At 67.8% G+C, this 17638-nt stretch carries 16 protein-coding genes; 4 read left to right on the top strand and 12 right to left on the bottom strand.

The features are described from left to right. Window positions 1-28 precede the first annotated feature (28 nt). The 7 genes from G0D83_RS20690 to G0D83_RS20660 all read right to left on the bottom strand — a co-directional run bounded on the left by G0D83_RS20690 (window position 29) and on the right by G0D83_RS20660 (window position 6357). A complete protein-coding gene (locus G0D83_RS20690; protein WP_164196609.1) occupies window positions 29-814 on the bottom strand; it encodes an amino acid ABC transporter permease in 786 nt (261 codons plus the stop codon). A 28-nt stretch (window positions 815-842) separates the two neighbouring features. After that, on the bottom strand, window positions 843-1637 hold the full coding sequence (locus G0D83_RS20685; protein ID WP_164196608.1) for a transporter substrate-binding domain-containing protein: 795 nt from the start codon (window positions 1635-1637) through the stop codon (window positions 843-845). 88 nt (window positions 1638-1725) lie between these two features. Next, window positions 1726-2781 (bottom strand): molybdopterin-synthase adenylyltransferase MoeB, encoded by a 1056-nt coding sequence (locus G0D83_RS20680; protein WP_164196607.1) that lies wholly within the window; start codon window positions 2779-2781, stop codon window positions 1726-1728. Beyond that, window positions 2781-3218, bottom strand: coding sequence for a dUTP diphosphatase (gene dut / locus G0D83_RS20675; protein ID WP_164196625.1), 438 nt, complete (start codon window positions 3216-3218; stop codon window positions 2781-2783). Before dut ends, G0D83_RS20680 begins: the two co-directional genes overlap by 1 nt. A gap of 124 nt (window positions 3219-3342) precedes the next feature. Then, window positions 3343-4539 (bottom strand): bifunctional phosphopantothenoylcysteine decarboxylase/phosphopantothenate--cysteine ligase CoaBC, encoded by a 1197-nt coding sequence (gene coaBC, locus G0D83_RS20670; protein ID WP_164196624.1) that lies wholly within the window; start codon window positions 4537-4539, stop codon window positions 3343-3345. A 109-nt stretch (window positions 4540-4648) separates the two neighbouring features. Continuing rightward, window positions 4649-5479, bottom strand: coding sequence for a ChaN family lipoprotein (locus G0D83_RS20665; protein ID WP_164196606.1), 831 nt, complete (start codon window positions 5477-5479; stop codon window positions 4649-4651). Next, window positions 5476-6357: an RNA polymerase factor sigma-32 gene (locus G0D83_RS20660; protein WP_108967022.1), complete on the bottom strand. Its 882-nt coding sequence runs from the start codon at window positions 6355-6357 to the stop codon at window positions 5476-5478. The genes G0D83_RS20665 and G0D83_RS20660 overlap by 4 nt, the downstream gene beginning before the upstream one ends. 398 nt (window positions 6358-6755) lie before the next feature. Between G0D83_RS20660 and G0D83_RS20655 the strand changes: the two genes are divergently transcribed. Beyond that, window positions 6756-8270 carry a YifB family Mg chelatase-like AAA ATPase gene (locus G0D83_RS20655; protein ID WP_164196605.1) on the top strand — a complete coding sequence of 505 codons (1515 nt, stop codon included), beginning with the start codon at window positions 6756-6758 and terminating at the stop codon, window positions 8268-8270. On the opposite strand, the gene G0D83_RS20650 is transcribed toward G0D83_RS20655, so the two are convergent. The 4 genes from G0D83_RS20650 to rsmI all read right to left on the bottom strand — a co-directional run bounded on the left by G0D83_RS20650 (window position 8240) and on the right by rsmI (window position 11637). After that, entirely contained in the window at window positions 8240-9139 is a 900-nt protein-coding gene (locus tag G0D83_RS20650) for an alpha/beta hydrolase (protein WP_164196604.1), read from the bottom strand. The two genes, G0D83_RS20655 and G0D83_RS20650, sit on opposite strands and share 31 nt — an antisense overlap. A gap of 21 nt (window positions 9140-9160) precedes the next feature. Next, a complete protein-coding gene (gene gshB, locus G0D83_RS20645) occupies window positions 9161-10096 on the bottom strand; it encodes a glutathione synthase (protein WP_164196603.1) in 936 nt (311 codons plus the stop codon). An 81-nt stretch (window positions 10097-10177) separates the two neighbouring features. After that, on the bottom strand, window positions 10178-10636 hold the full coding sequence (locus G0D83_RS20640) for a YraN family protein (protein WP_164196602.1): 459 nt from the start codon (window positions 10634-10636) through the stop codon (window positions 10178-10180). A gap of 137 nt (window positions 10637-10773) precedes the next feature. Next, entirely contained in the window at window positions 10774-11637 is an 864-nt protein-coding gene (gene rsmI, locus G0D83_RS20635; protein ID WP_164196601.1) for a 16S rRNA (cytidine(1402)-2'-O)-methyltransferase, read from the bottom strand. A gap of 90 nt (window positions 11638-11727) precedes the next feature. On the opposite strand from rsmI, the gene G0D83_RS20630 reads away from it, so the two are divergent. Next, window positions 11728-12918 (top strand): penicillin-binding protein activator, encoded by a 1191-nt coding sequence (locus G0D83_RS20630; protein ID WP_164196600.1) that lies wholly within the window; start codon window positions 11728-11730, stop codon window positions 12916-12918. Beyond that, entirely contained in the window at window positions 12878-15676 is a 2799-nt protein-coding gene (locus G0D83_RS20625) for a [protein-PII] uridylyltransferase (RefSeq protein WP_370457289.1), read from the top strand. Before G0D83_RS20630 ends, G0D83_RS20625 begins: the two co-directional genes overlap by 41 nt. 131 nt (window positions 15677-15807) lie before the next feature. Here G0D83_RS20625 and G0D83_RS20620 read toward each other — a convergent pair whose 3' ends face one another. Then, on the bottom strand, window positions 15808-16014 hold the full coding sequence (locus G0D83_RS20620) for a cold-shock protein (protein WP_095884218.1): 207 nt from the start codon (window positions 16012-16014) through the stop codon (window positions 15808-15810). 435 nt (window positions 16015-16449) lie between these two features. Here G0D83_RS20620 and G0D83_RS20615 point away from each other — a divergent pair. After that, window positions 16450-17638, top strand: a 1189-nt coding sequence (locus G0D83_RS20615; RefSeq protein ID WP_164196599.1) for a DEAD/DEAH box helicase, incomplete at its 3' end; no start/stop codon positions are given.

The raw sequence follows: 17638 nt of genomic DNA, 5'->3' as shown, positions 1-17638 counted from the left end.
TCCCCAACCCCGGCCATCCGGGCCGCTGTCAGGGCTTGTCGCGAAGCCGCGCTTCGAGCCGCCGCAAGAGCAGCGAGAGGGTGATTGTCATCGTCAGATATATGAGCGCCACGACGTTGTAGGTCTCGAAGTAGCGGAAGTTCCCTGCCGCTGTGACCTTGCCGAGCTGGGTGACATCGAGCACGCCGAGCACCGAGACCAGCGAGCTGTCCTTCACCATGGCGACGAAGTCGTTGCCGAGCGGCGGCAGGATGGTGCGGATCGCCTGCGGCAGGACAACCAGCCGGAACACCTGCGAGCGGCTGAGCCCCAGCGCCTCGGCCGCCTCGATCTGCCCCTCATCGACCGACAGCAGCCCGGCACGGAAGACCTCGGCGATGAAGGCCGAGTAACCGATGGTCAGCGCCAGGATCGCACGCCAGAGCAGCGAAAAGTCCCGCACCCGCAAGGGGTCGATCCCGAGGTACCCGGCCAGCCAGTTCCAGCCAGCTACCATGCCCGGCGCCAGCACGAAGGCGACGTAGAGCAGCAGCACGAGGATCGGGATGCCGCGCAGGATCTCGGTATAGAACCGCGCGATCTGCCGCAGGATCAGGCTGCGCGAGAGCGACATGAGCGCCACACCCATGCCGATCACCGAGGCCAGCACGAAACCCACCAGCGTCACGAAGACGGTGATCTGCACGCCCTTGAGCAGCGTGCGCAGCACCTGCGCCTGCACCTCGTCGGTGAGCACCGCGCCATAGGCCATGAGCCCGAGCACCCCGGTGGCAACGAGCCACCAGGGGAAGTCTTTCTTGCTCTGCGGTTTCATGCGGTCCCGGCAGAAGGTTTCGGAAGGCTCATTCGCCCATCTTGTAGTCGAGGAACCATGTCTTGTTCAGCGCGTCCAGCGTGCCGTCCGCGGACATTGCCGCGATCGCCGCGTTGATCGGCGCCACGAGGTCCGAGCCCTTGGGGAAGATGAAACCGAAGTCTTCCGAGCCCAGCTTCTCGCCGACGATCTTCAGCGCGCCCTCCGAGGAGGCCACGTAGCCCTCACCCGCGGTGCCATCGGTCAGCACGAGGTCGACGTCTCCCGTGCGCAGCGCCTGCACGCTGGCTCCGAAGGTCTCGAAAAGGGTGATGCGCGGGGTCTGCTCGTTGCCATCCAGCACGTCGTAAACGCCCACGTAAAAGGGCGTGGTGCCCGGCTGGGCGCCCATCAGAAGGTCTTCGTCGGCGGCGAAAGAGGCGGCATCGTCGAAACGCTCCTCGTCGCCGCGCACCAGCATGACCATTTCCGAGCGCATGTAGGGTTCGGAAAAATCGACGACCTCGGCGCGGTCCTCGCGGATCGTGATGCCGGTCATGCCCAAGTCGAACTGCCCCTCGCTCACCGCCGGGATCATCGCGTCCCAGGAGATGTTCTCGTAGGAGACGGTCATGTTCAGGCGCTCGGCAATCTCGGCCATGGCGTCATACTCCCAGCCGATCGCCTCGCCGCTCTTGGGATCGACGAACTGCAGCGGCGGGTAGGCGTTCTCGGTGGCGACCACCACCTCACGCCCCTGCAGATCGGGCAGATCCTGCGCCAGAAGCGGGGTGGCGGCGAGCAGCGCGGCGGCAACCGCCGGGGCAGCTAGGGGCTTGAACATCAGGGAACCTCTCCGGAATCTTGTTGTGGCGCCAGTATGGCGAGCAGCGGTGACTTGGCAAGATCGCGACTCGCGGCGCGCCGCTGGGTCAGGCGGCAGCGCCGCAGACCGGACAGTCTTCCTTGCGCTTGAGGGTGATCTTGCGGGTCTCGCCCCAGAGCGCGTCGTAGATCAGCATCTCGCCGAGCAGCGGCTGGCCGGCCCCGGCGATCACCTTCACCGCCTCCACCGCCATCATCGCGCCGACGACGCCGGGCAACGGGCCAAGCACCCCCGCCTGTGCGCAGCTCGGGGCCATGCCCGGCGCGGCGGCCACGGGAAAGAGGCATTGGTAGCAGGGCGTGCCCCGCGCCGGATCGAAGACCGAGACCTGCCCCTCCCACTGGCTCAGCGCGCCCGAGACCAGCGGCTTGCCCTGCGCCACTGCCACGCGGTTGACGAGGTAGCGGGTGTCGGTGTCGTCAGTGCCGTCGAGGATCACGTCATACTCTGCGATGAGCTCTTCGGCGATCTCGGGCGCCATGCGGCGGTGATAGGGTTTGACCGTCACATAGGGGTTCTGCGCCTCCATGGCGGCCTGCGCCGAAAACACCTTGGCCATGCCGATGCGGGCGTCGGTGTGGATCACCTGCCGCTGCAGGTTGGCGTTCTCGACCACGTCGTCGTCGATCACCCCGAGGGTCCCGACCCCCGCCGCCGCGAGATACTGCAGCGCCGGCGCGCCAAGTCCGCCCGCGCCGACCACCAGCACCTTTGCGCCCCGCAGCTTCTTCTGCCCCGGCCCGCCCAGCTCGCGCAGGACAATGTGCCGGGCATAGCGCTCGAGCTCACTGTCGGACATGCGGCCGGGCCCCGAGGGCACCTCGGCGGCCCGCGCCGCCTCACCCGCCTGCGCCCGCGCCTTCACCCGGCGCAGCACCAGCGCATAGACCAGCCCCAGCGCCACGAAGCCGCCGAGGATCAGCCACAGCGCCGGGCTGCCGCCGGTGACCTGCCGCAGCCCGTGCCCTTCAGGCAGCGCCACCTGGATCATCAGCACGATCACGTAGAGCAGCCCCAGCATGTAAAGCCGCGCTGTCTTGGACGCGCCGAGCAAATGCCCGAGCCCCCAGATCGCCGCGCCGAGACCCAGAACCAGCAGCATCAGCGCGTGCCCGTCGAACCAAAGCCCCCCGCGCCGCGCACCGTCTCGGGCAGGCTCTCCACCAGCTCGAAGGCGCTCTGCACGACCGGGGCGACGATCATCTGCGCGATGCGCTCGCCATGGGCGACGGTAAAGCTCTCCTGCCCGGCGTTCATCACGATCACCCCGAGCGGGCCGCGGTAGTCGGAATCGATGGTGCCGGGCGTGTTCGGCAGGGTGATGCCGTGCTTGAGCGCCAGCCCCGAGCGCGGCCGGATCTGCACCTCGTACCCCTCGGGGATCGCCATGCGCAGCCCGGTGGGGATCAGCGCCCGCGCGCCCGGCGCCAACTCGACCGAGCCCCGGTCGGGGAAATTCGCCCGCAGGTCCGCCCCCGCCGCCCCGGCGCTCGCGTAATGCGGCAGCCCCAGCTCCCGGTCCGCCCCTTCGTCCCACATCATCGCCACAGAAACCACGGCTCGTCCTTTCCTTGTCGCAGCGCGGCGGCCCTACGCGGCCCCGCCCCTTTCGTCATTCTACAAAAACTCTTGTCCGGCCCGCGCTTGCGGTGCCGCGCCCGGTTCAGCTGCCAAGTGCCGCGGCGATGCGCTCTGCCAGCTGCGCGGCGACCGCCCGTTTGCCCATGCGAGGCCACTCTTCAGACCCGCCCTCCGAGATCAGCACCACCGCGTTCTCGCTGCCGCCCATGATGCCGGTCGCCGGGGACACATCGTTGGCGACGATCCAGTCGCAGCCCTTGCGCGCCCGCTTGGCGGTCGCATTGGCGAGCACGTCGTCGGTCTCGGCGGCAAAGCCCACGACGAGGCCGGGCCGCCCCTCGGCCATCCGCGAGACCTCGGCGAGGATGTCGGGGTTCTCGGCAAATTCCAGAACCGGCAGCTTGCCGGCCTGTTTCTTGATTTTCGAGCCATTCTCCGCGGCCATCCGCCAGTCGGCGACCGCCGCGGCGAAGACCGCCGCCTCCACAGGCAGGGCAGCAAGCACCGCGGCGCGCATCTCGCGGGCGGTCTCGACCTCGATCACCTCGACCCCGGTGGGGCGCGGCGCCTCGGCGGGGCCGGTGACAAAGACCACCTCCGCCCCGAGATCGCGCAGCGCCTCGGCGATCGCCGTGCCCTGAGCGCCCGAGGAGCGGTTGGCGATGTAGCGCACCGGGTCGATCGGCTCATGCGTCGGGCCCGAGGTGACCAGCACCCGCCGCCCTTTCAAGTGCCCCTCCGCCAGCGCCGCCTCGATCGCCGCGAGGATTTCCATCGGTTCGGCCAGTCGCCCCGGGCCGAACTCGCCGCAGGCCATGTCGCCGTCGTTCGGGCCGACCACGCGCACACCGTCGTCTTGCAAGGTCGCTAGGTTCCGCTGCGTGGCAGGGTGCTGCCACATGCGCACGTTCATCGCGGGGGCGATCAGCACCGGCGTGTCGGTGGCCAGAAGCAGCGTCGAAGCGAGATCCCCCGCAAACCCCTGCGCCATCTTCGCCATGAGGTCCGCCGTCGCCGGGGAGACCACCACCAGATCGGCGACACGGCTGAGCTGGATGTGGCCCATCTCGGCCTCTTTCGTCAGGTCGAAAAGATCGCGGTGGACCTCCTCGCCCGCCAGTGCCGAGACCGAGAGCGGGGTGACGAACTCCTCGGCCGCGCGGGTCATCACCGGCGTCACTGCGGCGCCGCGTTCGCGCAGGCGCCGGATCAGCTCCAGCGACTTGTAGGCCGCGATGCCGCCGCCGATGATCAGAAGTATCCGTTTGCCGGAAAGCATGGTGCCACGCCCTTCGCCCATCGGGGCCGCCTGCCCCGCCTTCGGCCCCAAGTGTTAGAGGCCGCGCCGGGAAAACTCAATCCGCCCCGCCACGTCGTGGCAAGGCGGGTCAGTTGCTCTGGGGCATCTGGAAGTCTTCGCAGGGATCGTCGCGTTCGGCAGGAGCGCTGTGCTCGACCAGATCGAAGCTGCCCTCGGGCGCCCGCTGCCCGGTCTCGCCCTGCCCGAGCGCGGCCACCGAGACCTCGCCCGCCGCCCGTGCGAGCAGCGCCGGGGCACCCCAGTCCCTGCGCGCGTGGCCGTTTCCGGTAATCACCACCACCGGCCCGCCCAGATCGGCATAGGCCTCGAGCGCGGTCTCGGCGAGTCGCGCGTCGCGCAGGCGCTGGATGCCCACCATGGTCGGCAGCATCTCAAGCGGCAGAGCATTGCAATGCGCCGACATCTGCAGCTGCTGGCGCGCGGCGTCCTCTTCGCGATCCAGCGGCTCGTCGAGCCCGTAAAAACCGGCGCTGGGGCCGAAGACCTTGCCCAGATCGCCCTCTCCGAGCGCCCGCGCCTCATCTCGCGGCAGTTCTGCGCCGAAGACCATGGCCTCGGACGCCGCCGCGAAGATCGGGTAGTACATCGAGAAATCCGGCCAACCACTGTCGTTCCAGCCGAGCGTCGCCTCGAGCGCCGCCTCGTCGCTGACCAGCTCGGGCGTCACCAGAGCCGCCTGCTCGGGCGAGAGCATCTCGAAGACCAGGGCCACGGGCTTTATTTGGGCCACCAACTGGGCCTGCCGCGCGTGGTGGGCGGGGTTGTCATGGATCTCGCCAAGAAACACCACATCCGCCCCCATGAGGGCGGATGTGCCATCCTGCGGAGAGACAGGATTTTGCTGCGCGAGAGAGGGCGCAGCCAGAGAGATCAGGGTCAGTGCAAGGGCTCGCATCATGCGAGGAAGTGTTGCACCTCGGTAGACTGCGCTTCAAGCGACTTGCGCATTTTGGCAAAGGCCGCCGCCTCGAGCTGACGCACGCGCTCCTTGGACAGACCCAGCTCCTGACCGAGGCTTTCCAGCGTCCGGGTCTCGTCGCGCAGCTTGCGCTCGCGGACGATGAACCTTTCGCGATCATTGAGCGAGGTCATCGCGTTGACCAGCCATTCGCGCAGCTGGGCATTGTCGAGCTTGCCTTCCACGAGCATCGAGCTCTGCTCGCCCTCGTCCTCCAGCGTGTCAATCCACTCGCGGCCGTCCTCGTCGGCGCTCTGCGTGGCATTGAGCGAGTAGTCCGATCCCGAGAGCCGGCCTTCCATCATCTCTACGTCATGCAGGGGAACACCGATCTCGGTGGCAATCATCTCGCGGAGCGTGTTGCGGTTCAGCACCTCGCCCCGGGACGAGGCTTCGCGCTCGAGCCGGGCCTGCACGCGGCGCATGTTGAAGAACAGCGATTTCTGGGAAGAGGTAGAGCCGGTGCGCACCATCGACCAGTTGCGCATAACGTAATCCTGGATCGAGGCCTTGATCCACCACACCGCGTAGGTCGAAAAGCGCACGCCCCTGTCGGGGTCGAACTTGTCCGCCGCCTTCATCAGGCCAAGACCCGCCTCCTGAACGAGATCGTTCATCGGCGCTCCATAGCGCTTGAACTTGGCGGCCATGGAAATTGCCAGCCGCATGTAAGCCGTGATGAGCCGGTGCAGGGCCTGCTCGTCGCGCTGGTCACGCCAGGCATAGGCCAAACGCAACTCGGTCTCAGCATCGAGCAGTTCCGCCTTCATCGCCCGGCGCGAGAGGGTCTGATCATTGAAAGTTGAATCCAAAGCCATGCAAGGCCCCCGTTGCCTGGGCCGGGCGCGCCGGCCTCGTTACTCTTTGATATAGTAACGACGCGTCACGCAATTTGGTTTCCGAGAAATTTGCGCAAGCGGAGATCCGCGCCCCAACAAAGGCGGTCCGGGCGACCGAATGAACCCTCCTCAACGAGGCTCCACCGCGAAACACGAGCAACACACCCGCGCATTTATGTACCTCAAGTCGCTGTTTTCAATTGCACATCAGAAATTGTCCGCAGCGCTCTTTCGCGACGTCGCCGGCACCTTGATCTTGATTTAGGGGGCCACGAAAAAATTTCTATGTATCGGCAGTATCCCACTCAGCGGTTAACCGTTCATCAAGCTCCTTGCCGCCATCCTGGCGTACACCGTCTGGAAAGGGATCGCGGAGGATGGGGGCCTGCGCCTATACGGTCGCTTTTGACGGAGTCGACGCGCGCCTTGTCGAGGTGCAATGCGCCGTCACTCCCGGCGTACCCGGCTTCGCCGTGGTCGGCCTGCCGGACAAGGCGGTCTCGGAGGCGCGCGAGCGCATCCGGGCAGCGCTGCAGGCGCTGGCCATCGCCCTGCCTTCGAAACGCATCACGGTGAATCTCTCGCCGGCCGACCTGCCCAAGGAGGGGTCGCATTTCGACCTGCCCATCGCGCTCGGCCTTCTGGCCGCGCTCGAGGTGATCCCGGCGGATGCCGTGGCCGAAACCGTCGCGCTCGGCGAATTGACGCTCGAAGGCGCATTGGTCGCCGTCCCCGGAGCCCTGCCCGCCGCACTCACCGCGGCCGCCGAGTCGCGCAGCCTGCTCTGTCCCGCGGACTGCGGCCCCGAGGCCGCCTGGGTCGCGGCCTGCCGTGTCCTCGCCGCCCGCAACCTCACCGAGACGATCCGCCACTTCACCGGCGCCGGACCGCTCGAGCCTGCCCGGCCCGGCCCGGCGGAGCGCGCACCGCAGGGGCCGGATCTCTGCGACGTCACCGGGCAGGAACGCGCAAAGCGCGCGCTGGAAATCGCCGCGGCGGGGCGGCACCACCTGCTCTTCACCGGCCCGCCCGGCACCGGCAAGTCGATGCTCGCCCGCCGCCTGCCCAGCCTCATGCCGCCGCTCGGGGCGTCCGAGGCGCTGGAGACGGCGATGATCCGCTCTCTGGCCGGCGAGCTGGCCGAGGGGCGGCTGTCGATGGCCCGCCCGTTCCAGCAGCCGCATCACACTGCCTCGATGGCGGCGCTCACCGGCGGCGGGCGCAGCGCTCGGCCCGGGCAGATCAGCCTCGCGCACAACGGCATCCTCTTCATGGACGAGCTGCCGGAGTTTCCCCGCAACGTGCTCGACAGCCTGCGCCAACCGCTCGAAAGTGGCGAGATCACTGTCAGCCGCGCCAACGCCCATGTCACCTACCCCTGCCGCTTCCTGCTGGTCGCCGCAGCGAACCCTTGCAAGTGCGGCATGGCCGGGGATCCCGCGCGCGCCTGCTCGCGCGCCCCCACCTGCGCCGAGGACTACCTCGGGCGCATCTCCGGCCCGCTCATGGACCGCTTCGACCTGCGCCTCGAAGTGCCGCCCGTGCCGCTCGAGGAGATGTCGCTGCAGCCCTCGGGCGAGGACAGCGCCTCGGTCGCGCTTCGGGTTGCCGCCGCGCGGGCGCGGCAGGCGGCGCGCTACGCGGGCCACCCGGGCCTGCGCACCAACGCCGATGTCGACGGGCGGCGGCTGGACGAGATCGCCGCGCCGGATGCCGAGAGCCGCGCCTTGCTGCTGCGCGCCGCCGACCGCTTCGGCCTGTCGATGCGCGGCTATCACCGGGTGTTGCGGGTGGCCCGCACCCTCGCCGATCTCGCCGGAGAGGAGGAGGTGCGCCGCCCGCAGGTGGCCGAGGCCCTGAGCTACCGGCTGGTGTCGCCCAGAACCTCCTGAATGAAGCGCGCGGCCCGGCGCAGCGTCGCCCGCGCCTCGGGGATCCAGCCATCGAAGACCGGCCAGGCGTGCGGCGCCAGTGGGTGTGTCTCGACCTCCACCCGGGCCCCCGCCTCCCGCAGGCGCGCCGCCATGCGCAGGCCGTCGTCGCAGAGTATCTCGCTCTCTCCCCAGCACAGGCGGACAGGCGGACAGCCCGGGAAGTCGGCATAGAACGGCGAGAGGCGCGGGTCATCGCGGCACGCGCCGCCTGCCACGATCTCCACAAGCTCCCGGATGCGTCCCACCGGCAAAAAGGGGTCGGCGCGCGCGTTGCGGCGCAGGCTCTCGCCGCGCATGGCAAGGTCGGTCCAGGGCGAGAAGACCACCGCCCCCGCCGGCGCCTCGCCGCGCGCACAGAGCTGCGCCAGCAGAGACAGCGCCAGCCCGCCGCCGGCCGAATCGCCGGCAAGCACCACCTGCCCCGGCGCATAGCCGAGCCCGCAGAGCCGCTCCCAGGCGGCCCCCGCAGCCTCGATGGCGGCCGGAAAGGGCGCCTCCTGCGCCAAGGGGTAGTCCGGCGCGCAAACCTCGACCCCCGACAGGCGCGAGAGCCGCGCCATCACCCCCTGGTGGGTGCGCGGGCTGCCCGAGATATAGCCGCCTCCGTGCAGGTAGAAAATCGCCTGCCGCGGCGTGCAGGGCCCGGCACTGATCCAGTGCAGCCCGCCGGGCCGCCGCAAGTGCAGAAGATGGCGCGGCTGGCGCATGAAGAGCGGCGCGTGCTGGTCGAGATCGCGCGCCGCTTCCTCGGGCCCGGGCGTGCGCGCGAGCCGCGGCTTGGCCAGCAGCCGCAGCCCGGCATTGAGCGCGGTCAGCTGCCAGCTCATCCCGCGCCGCCCGGACCGGGCTCAGGCCCGCTTGGCCTCGATCGCCTTCCAGATTTGCGCCGCAACGTTGACCCCGTCGAAACGCTCCAGCTCTTGGATGCCGGTCGGCGAGGTCACGTTGATCTCGGTCAGCCAGTCGCCGATCACGTCGATGCCGACGAAAATCTGCCCCTTCTCTTTCAGCACAGGACCGATGGTGGCGCAGATCTCGCGGTCGCGCTCGGTCAGCGCAACCTTTTCCGGACGACCGCCGACATGCATGTTCGAGCGCACCTCCCCCGCGGCCGGCACGCGGTTGATCGCGCCCACCGGCTCGCCGTCAACAAGGATCACCCGCTTGTCGCCCTTGCTCACCGCGGGCAGGTACTTCTGCACGATCAGCGGCTCGCGCGAGAAGCCGGTGAAAAGCTCGTGCAGCGAGCTGAGGTTGCGGTCGTTCTGGTCCAGCCGGAACACCCCCGCACCACCGTTGCCGTAGAGCGGCTTGAGGATCACGTCGCCATGCTTGGCCTTGAACGCCTTGATCGTCTCGAGATCGCGCGCGATGGTCGTCGGCGGCGTCAGCTCGGGGAAGTTCAGCACCAGCAGTTTTTCGGGCGAGTTGCGCACCCAGAAGGGGTCGTTGACCACCAGCGTGCCCGGCGCGATCCGGTCAAGAAGATGGGTGGTGGTGATATAATGCATGTCGAAGGGCGGATCCTGCCGCAGCCAGACCACGTCGATCTCGGCCAGGTCCACGACCGTGCGCGGCCCAAGCACAGCCGGCTGTTCCGCCACCCGCTGCACGGACATCCAGTGACCGCGCGCGGTCACCCGCCCCTCCTCATAGGCTAGATCATCGGGCCCGTAGTAGAACAGCTCGTGCCCTCGTGCCTGCGCTTCCTCGGCAAGGCGGAAAGTGCTGTCGGCGTCGATGTTCACGGACCCGATCGGGTCCATCTGAAAGGCGATCTTCATGTCGGTCTCCGCGCTTGGCTTTCGCCATACATGGCGCAGCGGCGCGCGAGGCGCAATGGCAGGGCTGGCCCCGCGCGAAGCCTATGGGCCGAAAGCCATCTCGATCACCCGGATCATCCCGTGGCGATCCATCAGGGCCACGTCGAAGCGCATCTCGCTGAGCGCGCCGAGCGGCTGTGTGCCGACAAATTCCTCCGCGCTCTTCTGAAGCCTGCGGATCTGCCGGCAATGCAGATGCTCCAGGGCCTGGTCGAAACTCCTGCTGGCCTTCACCTCGACGAAGACAAAGCCAGTCCCATCCCGGAAGATCAGGTCGATCTCGCCCGATCTCCCCCGCCAGCGACGGCGCAAAAGCGGGTAACCGCGCCGCTCGTAATCGCGTGCAATTGCCTCCTCGGCGGCGAGACCGGCAAAGTAGCTCATTTCGCCGCGCGACCGCCGCCTGAACCGGTCCTCCACCGCAGGTCGCCGCGGCGGGGGTGCCGCCACGGGGGCCGAGCGGTCAAAGTCAAACGCCATCTGCGACGGATGTACCGACATGCTGTCCCTTTCCAGACGCCGTTCCCAAGCGCCATTCCCAGACGCCGTTGCCAGCCCCCGTTCCACGCTTCGCTGCGCATCACCTGCAGCCCGCGGGAGCAAGCTTGAGCCCCCGGCAACGCGGCGGCCTTTCCCGTTCAGCCGCGCTCTTTCGCGAGCTTGAGCGCGAGCTGGTAAACCGGGCGCCGGGCAATCCCATTGGCCTGCGCCACGTAGTCGGCAGCGTCTCGAACCGACATCTCGCCCAGTGCCGCCAACACGTCCTCTTCTAGCTCAGAGTCGCTAATTTTCTCCGAATGTCCCTTGCCGATCAGCACCACGATCTCGCCCTTCGGCGGCGTCTCGGCGTATATCGAGGCCAGCTCGTCCAACGTGCCTTCGCGCACTTCCTCGAAACGTTTGGTCAATTCCCGGCAGACCGCCGCGCGGCGCTCTCCGCCGAGCGTGGTCGCCGCATCGGCCAGCATTGCGCCCAGCCGCTTGGGCGACTCGTAGAAGGCCAGGGTCGCCGCCTCCTGCCTCAGCGCCGACAGCGCGGTGCGGCGTGCCCCCTTGGCGTTGGGCAGAAAGCCCGCAAAGAGGAAACGGTCGGTCGGCAGCCCGGCCAGGGTCAGCGCGGTGATCACCGCCGAGACGCCGGGCGCCGCGGTCACCGCGTGCCCCTCCTCGCGCGCCGCCCGGGCAAGATCGAAGCCCGGATCCGAGATCATCGGCGTGCCGGCTTCCGAGGCATAGGCGACGGATTTGCCCTCCGCCAGGAGCGCCATCAGCCGCGGCCGCATCTTGGCACCGTTGTGATCGTGGTAGGCGAGGCAAGGACGCTCGCCGAGCGGGATGCCGAGGATTTCCATCAACCGCTTGAGACTGCGCGTGTCTTCCGCCGCCAGCACGTCGGCGCCGCGCAGCACGTCGATCGCCCGCAGCGTGATGTCGCGCGCGTTTCCGATAGGCGTGGATACCAGGTAGAGCCCTGGCACCAAACCGCTTCTTTCGGGATTCATCACTGGACCCGATCCCCCGCTGTACTATGATTGCTCCCAAATGCTCGTGCGGAAGAACCGCTTGGGCGTCAACGAGGGAGCCCGCCACCAATGTTCGCCCTTTTCGCCCGCGCCCGCAAGGCGCTGCGCCCGGTCGCCATGTTTGCCACCGCCGCCCTGCTTGCCGCCTGCGATGTCTCGACCATGACCGATCTCGGCTCCGCCGGCAGCGGCGGTCCGAGCATCGATCCCGGCCAGACCGTCCGCGTGGCGCTGCTGGTGCCGCAGTCCGATCCGTCGGCCGCCGCCGTGGCGCGCGATCTGGAGAATGCCGCGCGGCTCGCGATCGCCGATCTCGGAAACGCGCAGATCGACCTCGCGGTCTATGACACCGCCGGCCAGCCCGCCCAGGCCGCGGCCCAGGCCCAGCGCGCCGTCGACGAGGGCGCACGGATCATCCTCGGTCCGCTGCGCGGCGAGGAAGCGGTCGAGGCCTCCAAGGTCGTGGCCGATGAGGGCGTCAACGTGCTCGCCTTCTCCAACAATGCCTCGATCGCCGGGGGCAATCTCTTCATCCTCGGCCCGACGTTCAACAACACCGCCGACCGCCTGATGGGCTTCGGCACCCGCCGCGGCATCACTTCGGTTGCCGTGCTCTACTCGCAGGACGTGCCGGGCGAATTCGGCCGCACCGCGATCAGCCAAGCCGCCGCGCGCAACGGCGTCTCGGTGGTCGCAGAGCAGCCCTACGAGCTCAGCGTCGAGGGGGTGACCCGCACCGCGCAGTCGATGGGCAACATCGTCGGCAGCAGCGGCGCGCAGTCGGTCTTCATCACCTCCGACGCCACCAATGCCGCCATGCCCCTGCTGCTGCAGCTCATGCCCGAGAACGGCGTGAACCCGGCGGTGACCCAGTACATCGGCCTGACCCGTTGGGACGTGGCGCCGCAGCTCTTCTCCTATCCCGGCGCGCAGGGGGCATGGTTCACCATGCCCGACCAGGCGATGCAGCGGAACTTCAACGCCCGCTACAGGGGGTCTTACGGGGCCGAGCCGCACCCGCTGGCCGGTCTCGCCTTCGACGGGGTTGCCGCCATCGGCGCCCTGGTCGCGCAGGGCCGCAGTGATGCCCTCACGGGCCGCGCACTGACGCAAGCTGCTGGTTTCCAAGGCACCGGCGGTGTATTCAGGCTGAAGTCGGACGGCACCAACGAGCGTGGTCTGGCCGTCGCCACCATTCAGAATAACCAGGTAACGATCCTTGACCCTGCCCCCTCCAGTTTCTCAGGTGCCGGTTTCTGAGACGTCCGAGTTCCTGCCGGACGACCTGATCGCCCCGGCGCTTGAAATCTTCGACATCGCGGGTCTGCGCACCCAGGTTTTCGCCGCTCTCCCCGAGGAGGGCGGCGAAAGCGCTGTCCGCTCCACGGTGGTCAAAATCCTCTCGGAGGCAGCGAGGCAGAGCCGCGAGACCATCGCCCGGGAATTCGCCCGCCAGCCCCACAACGCCTTTCCGGTCACCCACGCCTACACCTGGGTGACCGACGGGCTGGTGCGCATCTGTTTCGACGTCGCCACGCGGCACCTGCACCGCAATCCCACTCCGACCAAGGGAGAGCGGCTTTCGGTGCTCGCGGTGGGAGGCTACGGGCGCGGCGAGATGGCGCCCTTCTCCGATGTCGACCTGCTGTTCCTGACCCCGCACAAGATCACCGCCTGGGCGGAGAGCGTCATCGAGTCGATGCTCTACATGCTCTGGGATCTGAAGCTGAAGGTCGGCCACGCCTCGCGCACGGTTAAGGACTGCCTGCGGCTCGGCGCCGAGGATTTCACCATCCGCACCGCCATGCTCGAGCACCGCTACCTCACCGGCCACAAGCCGCTCGCGGACGAGCTCGAGGACAAGCTCTGGAACGACCTCTTCAAGGGCACCGAGCGGGCCTTCGTCGCGGCCAAGCTCGAGGAACGCTCGGACCGGCACCGCAAGCACGGGCTGCGCTACGTGGTCGAACCCAACGTCAAGGAGGGCAAGGGCGGGCTGCGCGACCTGCAATCGCTCTACTGGATCACGAAGTACGTTCATCACACCGACGACACAGAAGACCTGGTGCGGCTCGGAGTGTTCCGCCCCGAGGAATACCGCACCTTCTACCGCGCCGAGGAATTCCTCTGGGCCACCCGCTGTCACATGCATCTCGCCGCAGGACGCGCGGTCGAGCAGCTGACCTTCGACATGCAGGTCGAGGTGGCCGACCGCATGGGCTACAGCGACCGCGGCGGCCGGCGGGCGGTGGAATGGTTCATGCAGGACTACTTCCGCCACGCCACCTCGACGGGCGATCTCACCCGCATCTTCCTCACCTCGCTCGAGGCCGAGCAGCAGAAGGACGCGCCGCTGCTGCTGCGCATGTTCAAGCGCGGGCCGAACGTGAAAGACGGATACGAGGTGGTGCACAACCGCCTCGCCATCGTCGATCCGATCGCCTTCCTGTCCGACAAGATCAACCTGCTGCGCTTCTTCGAGGAAGGGCTGCGCACCGGCCTGCTGCTGCACCCCGACGCAATGCGGCTGGTGAAGGCCAACCTGCACCTGATCGACGAGGATATGCGCAATGACCGCGAGGCGCAGCGCATCTTCATGGACCTGCTGCTCAAGCACGGCAATCCCGAGCGCTCGCTGCGCCGGATGAACGAGCTTGGCGTGCTCGCCGCCTTCATCCCCGAGTTCGAGCCGATCGTGGCGATGATGCAGTTCAACATGTACCACAGCTACACGGTGGACGAGCACACCATCCAGTGCATCGGCAACCTGTCGCAGATCGAGCATGGCGACCTGACCGAGGACCTGCCCGTCGCCTCGGAAATCCTGCGCGAGGGGGTGAACCGAAAGGTGCTCTACACCGCGCTCCTGCTGCATGACATCGGCAAGGGCCGCGACGAGGACCACGCCGTGCTCGGCGCTCAGATCGCCCGCAAGGTGGCGCCCCGCCTCGGCCTCAGCAAGCAGGAGAGCGCGACGGTCGAATGGCTGGTGCGCTACCACCTGCTGATGTCCGACATGGCGCAGAAGCGCGACATCGCCGATCCGCGCACCGTGCGCGATTTTGCCAAGGCGGTGCAGACCCGCGAGCGGCTCGACCTGCTCACCGTACTCACCGTCTGCGACATCCGCGGCGTCGGCCCGGACGTGTGGAACAACTGGAAGGCGGCGCTGCTGCGTGCGCTCTACCGACAGACCCGCCGCGGCCTCGAGGACGGGATGGAGGCGCTCAACCGCGAGAACCGTGGCAACGAGGCCAAGAAAGCCCTGCGAGAGGCCCTCTCGGACTGGGACGCCAAGGCGCTGCGCACCGAGACCGGGCGGCACTACGAATCCTACTGGCAGGGGCTGCACGTCACCGCCCACGAGGTCTTCGCCAAGCTGCTGCGCGAGATCAAGGATGACGAGATCAAGATCGACATCCACCCCGACGAGGACCGGGATGCCACCCGCGCCTGCTTTGCGCTGCAGGATCACCCGGGAATCTTCGCCCGGCTCGCCGGGGCGCTCTCGCTGGTCGGCGCCAACGTGGTGGACGCGCGCACCTTCACCTCCAAGGACGGTTATGCCACCGCCGCCTTCTGGATCCAGGATGCCGACGGCTCGCCCTACGAAGAGGCCCGCCTGCCCCGCCTGCGCGAGATGATCCGCAAGACGCTGATGGGAGAAGTCCGCCCGCGCGAGGCCATGGAGCAGCGCGGCAAGCTGAAAAAGCGCGAACAGGCCTTCAAGGTGCCCACGTCGATCAGCTTCGACAACGAGGGCTCGGACATCTACACGATCATCGAGGTTGATACGCGCGACCGTCCGGGGCTGCTCTACGACCTGACGCGCACCCTGTCGGAAAGCCATGTCTACATCGTCTCTGCGGTCATCGCGACCTACGGCGAGCAGGTGGTCGACACCTTCTACGTGAAGGACATGTTCGGGCTGAAGTACTTCACCCCTTCCAAGCAGAAGATGCTGGAACGCAAGCTGCGCGAGGCCATCGCGGCAGGGGCGCAGCGGGCGGGGGTGTGAGGCTCGGCCCGGAGCGACGTCGCCGGGCCGACAGACCGCCGGGCGGACAGACCTCTGAAAACGAAAAAAGCGGACCCGAGGGTCCGCTCTTCCGTATCTCTTGGCGGGGCCTTGGCCCCATCCGGATTGGCTTACACCAGTTCCAGGTTGATCGCCGACTCGCGGCCGTCACGGCCTGCTTCGATGTCGAACGACACTTTCTGGTTGTCGGCGAGGCCGGTCAGGCCCGAACGCTCAACAGCCGAGATGTGCACGAAAACGTCTTTCGAGCCACCATCGGGTGCGATGAAGCCGAAACCTTTGGTGGTGTTGAACCACTTGACGGTACCAGTTGCCATGATTGTATTCCTCTATCTGTGTCGCCCACAAAGCGCAGCGACCTGGCGGCTCAAAGTCGAAAGCTGAGCCGTGGAGGAATCAGAATCGAAATTCAGTAGCCCGACCTAAATGCCCCCTCCAACCCGGAATTACAAGCGATGATCCTGTGTCAGGCCATTTCACACGCCCTGCATTGACTTTCCGGCCATTTTCCCCCATTTACCCCGCGTGATCGCCGGTTCCTTACCAGCCCGGGGCCAACCGCCCCGCGCCTGCGATGCCAGATTTCCCGCCGTTGGCACCCTTCCATGGGTCCGGCCTCGCGAAGGAGTTCTTGCGATTACGGCATTCGGGCAATCCGGCCCGCGCGCCAATCGCAGCCCGCTGCACATCTCCTCCCGCGCGAAGGCGCACATCCGGCGACGGCCCTCTTGGCCCTCCCCGAAAGGATTTTCATGACATTCGACACGCTGGGGCTCCGCCCCACCCTTCTGGCTCGCCTTGCCGAGCAGAATCTCACTCAGCCGACCCCCATCCAGACCCAGGCCATCCCCGAGGCCCTCGCCGGTCGCGACGTGATGGGCCTTGCGCAGACCGGCACCGGCAAGACCTTTGCCTTCGGCCTGCCGATCGCCGATGCGCTGCTCGCCAGCCAGACCCGCTGCGCGCCGAAATCGGCGCAGGCGCTGATTCTCGCCCCGACCCGCGAGCTCGCCGCGCAGATCCACGACACGCTCTCGTCGGTGCTCACCGGCGCGCACTTGCGCCTGACGCTGGTGGTCGGCGGCAACTCGATCAACGTGCAGTCGCGCAAGCTCGAAAAGGGCACGCACCTGCTGATCGCCACCCCCGGCCGTCTCATCGACCTGATGGATCGCGGCGCGCTGAAGCTCGACCAGGTGACGCATTTCGTCCTCGACGAGGCCGACCAGATGCTCGACCTCGGCTTCATCCACGCGCTGCGCCGCATCGCCCGTGACCTGCCGGCCAAGCGCCAGACGCTGCTCTTCTCAGCCACCATGCCCAAGCAGATGAACGAGATCGCCAGCGCCTACCTGAACGATCCGGTGCGCATCCAGGTCGCGCCTCCGGGCAAGACCGCCGACAAGATCGAGCAATCGGTGGTCTTCGTCGAAACGCCAAAGCGGATCGAGACCCTGACCGGTCTTCTTGACGATCACCGCGACGAGCTGGCGCTGGTCTTCTGCCGCACCAAGCACGGCGCCGAGAAGCTGTCGCGCAAGCTCGACCAGGCCGGTTTCGCCGTCGGCGCGATCCACGGCAACAAGAGCCAGGGCCAGCGCAACCGCGCGCTCGATGCGTTCCGCAAGGGCGAGATGCGCGTGCTGGTGGCCACCGACGTCGCCGCGCGCGGCATCGACATTCCCGACGTGCGCCACGTCTACAACTTCGACCTGCCGAACGTGGCGGACAACTACGTCCACCGCATCGGCCGCACCGCCCGTGCCGGGCGTGACGGCCGCGCCGTCAGCTTCTGCGGGGTCGAGGAGATGGCCGACCTGCGTGGCATCGAAAAGCTGATCGGCCAGCAGATCGAAACGCTCTACGGCGAACGCCCGGCCGAGCCCGCCCGCGCCCAGCGCGGCGGCGGCGGCGGTCGTGGCCGCCCCGGGGGCGGCAAGC

Origin of the sequence: Salipiger sp. PrR003 (genome assembly GCF_010500785.1) — a bacterium.
Classification (GTDB): domain Bacteria; phylum Pseudomonadota; class Alphaproteobacteria; order Rhodobacterales; family Rhodobacteraceae; genus Salipiger; species Salipiger pacificus_A.
This window is presented reverse-complemented; position numbering and strand designations above follow the sequence as displayed.

Excerpts from the sequence above, each read along its gene's own strand:
- G0D83_RS20690 (WP_164196609.1), bottom strand. The coding sequence starts at position 814 with ATGAAACCGCAGAGCAAGAAAGACTTCCCCTGGTGGCTCGTTGCCACC.
- G0D83_RS20680 (WP_164196607.1), bottom strand. The coding sequence starts at position 2,781 with ATGCTGCTGGTTCTGGGTCTCGGCGCGGCGATCTGGGGGCTCGGGCAT.
- G0D83_RS20655 (WP_164196605.1), top strand. The coding sequence starts at position 6,756 with ATGGGGGCCTGCGCCTATACGGTCGCTTTTGACGGAGTCGACGCGCGC.
- dut (WP_164196625.1), bottom strand. The coding sequence starts at position 3,218 with ATGTGGGACGAAGGGGCGGACCGGGAGCTGGGGCTGCCGCATTACGCG.
- G0D83_RS20685 (WP_164196608.1), bottom strand. The coding sequence starts at position 1,637 with ATGTTCAAGCCCCTAGCTGCCCCGGCGGTTGCCGCCGCGCTGCTCGCC.
- G0D83_RS20620 (WP_095884218.1), bottom strand. The coding sequence starts at position 16,014 with ATGGCAACTGGTACCGTCAAGTGGTTCAACACCACCAAAGGTTTCGGC.
- G0D83_RS20660 (WP_108967022.1), bottom strand. The coding sequence starts at position 6,357 with ATGGCTTTGGATTCAACTTTCAATGATCAGACCCTCTCGCGCCGGGCG.
- G0D83_RS20650 (WP_164196604.1), bottom strand. The coding sequence starts at position 9,139 with ATGAGCTGGCAGCTGACCGCGCTCAATGCCGGGCTGCGGCTGCTGGCC.
- gshB (WP_164196603.1), bottom strand. The coding sequence starts at position 10,096 with ATGAAGATCGCCTTTCAGATGGACCCGATCGGGTCCGTGAACATCGAC.
- G0D83_RS20630 (WP_164196600.1), top strand. The coding sequence starts at position 11,728 with ATGTTCGCCCTTTTCGCCCGCGCCCGCAAGGCGCTGCGCCCGGTCGCC.
- coaBC (WP_164196624.1), bottom strand. The coding sequence starts at position 4,539 with ATGCTTTCCGGCAAACGGATACTTCTGATCATCGGCGGCGGCATCGCG.
- G0D83_RS20640 (WP_164196602.1), bottom strand. The coding sequence starts at position 10,636 with ATGTCGGTACATCCGTCGCAGATGGCGTTTGACTTTGACCGCTCGGCC.
- rsmI (WP_164196601.1), bottom strand. The coding sequence starts at position 11,637 with ATGAATCCCGAAAGAAGCGGTTTGGTGCCAGGGCTCTACCTGGTATCC.
- G0D83_RS20665 (WP_164196606.1), bottom strand. The coding sequence starts at position 5,479 with ATGATGCGAGCCCTTGCACTGACCCTGATCTCTCTGGCTGCGCCCTCT.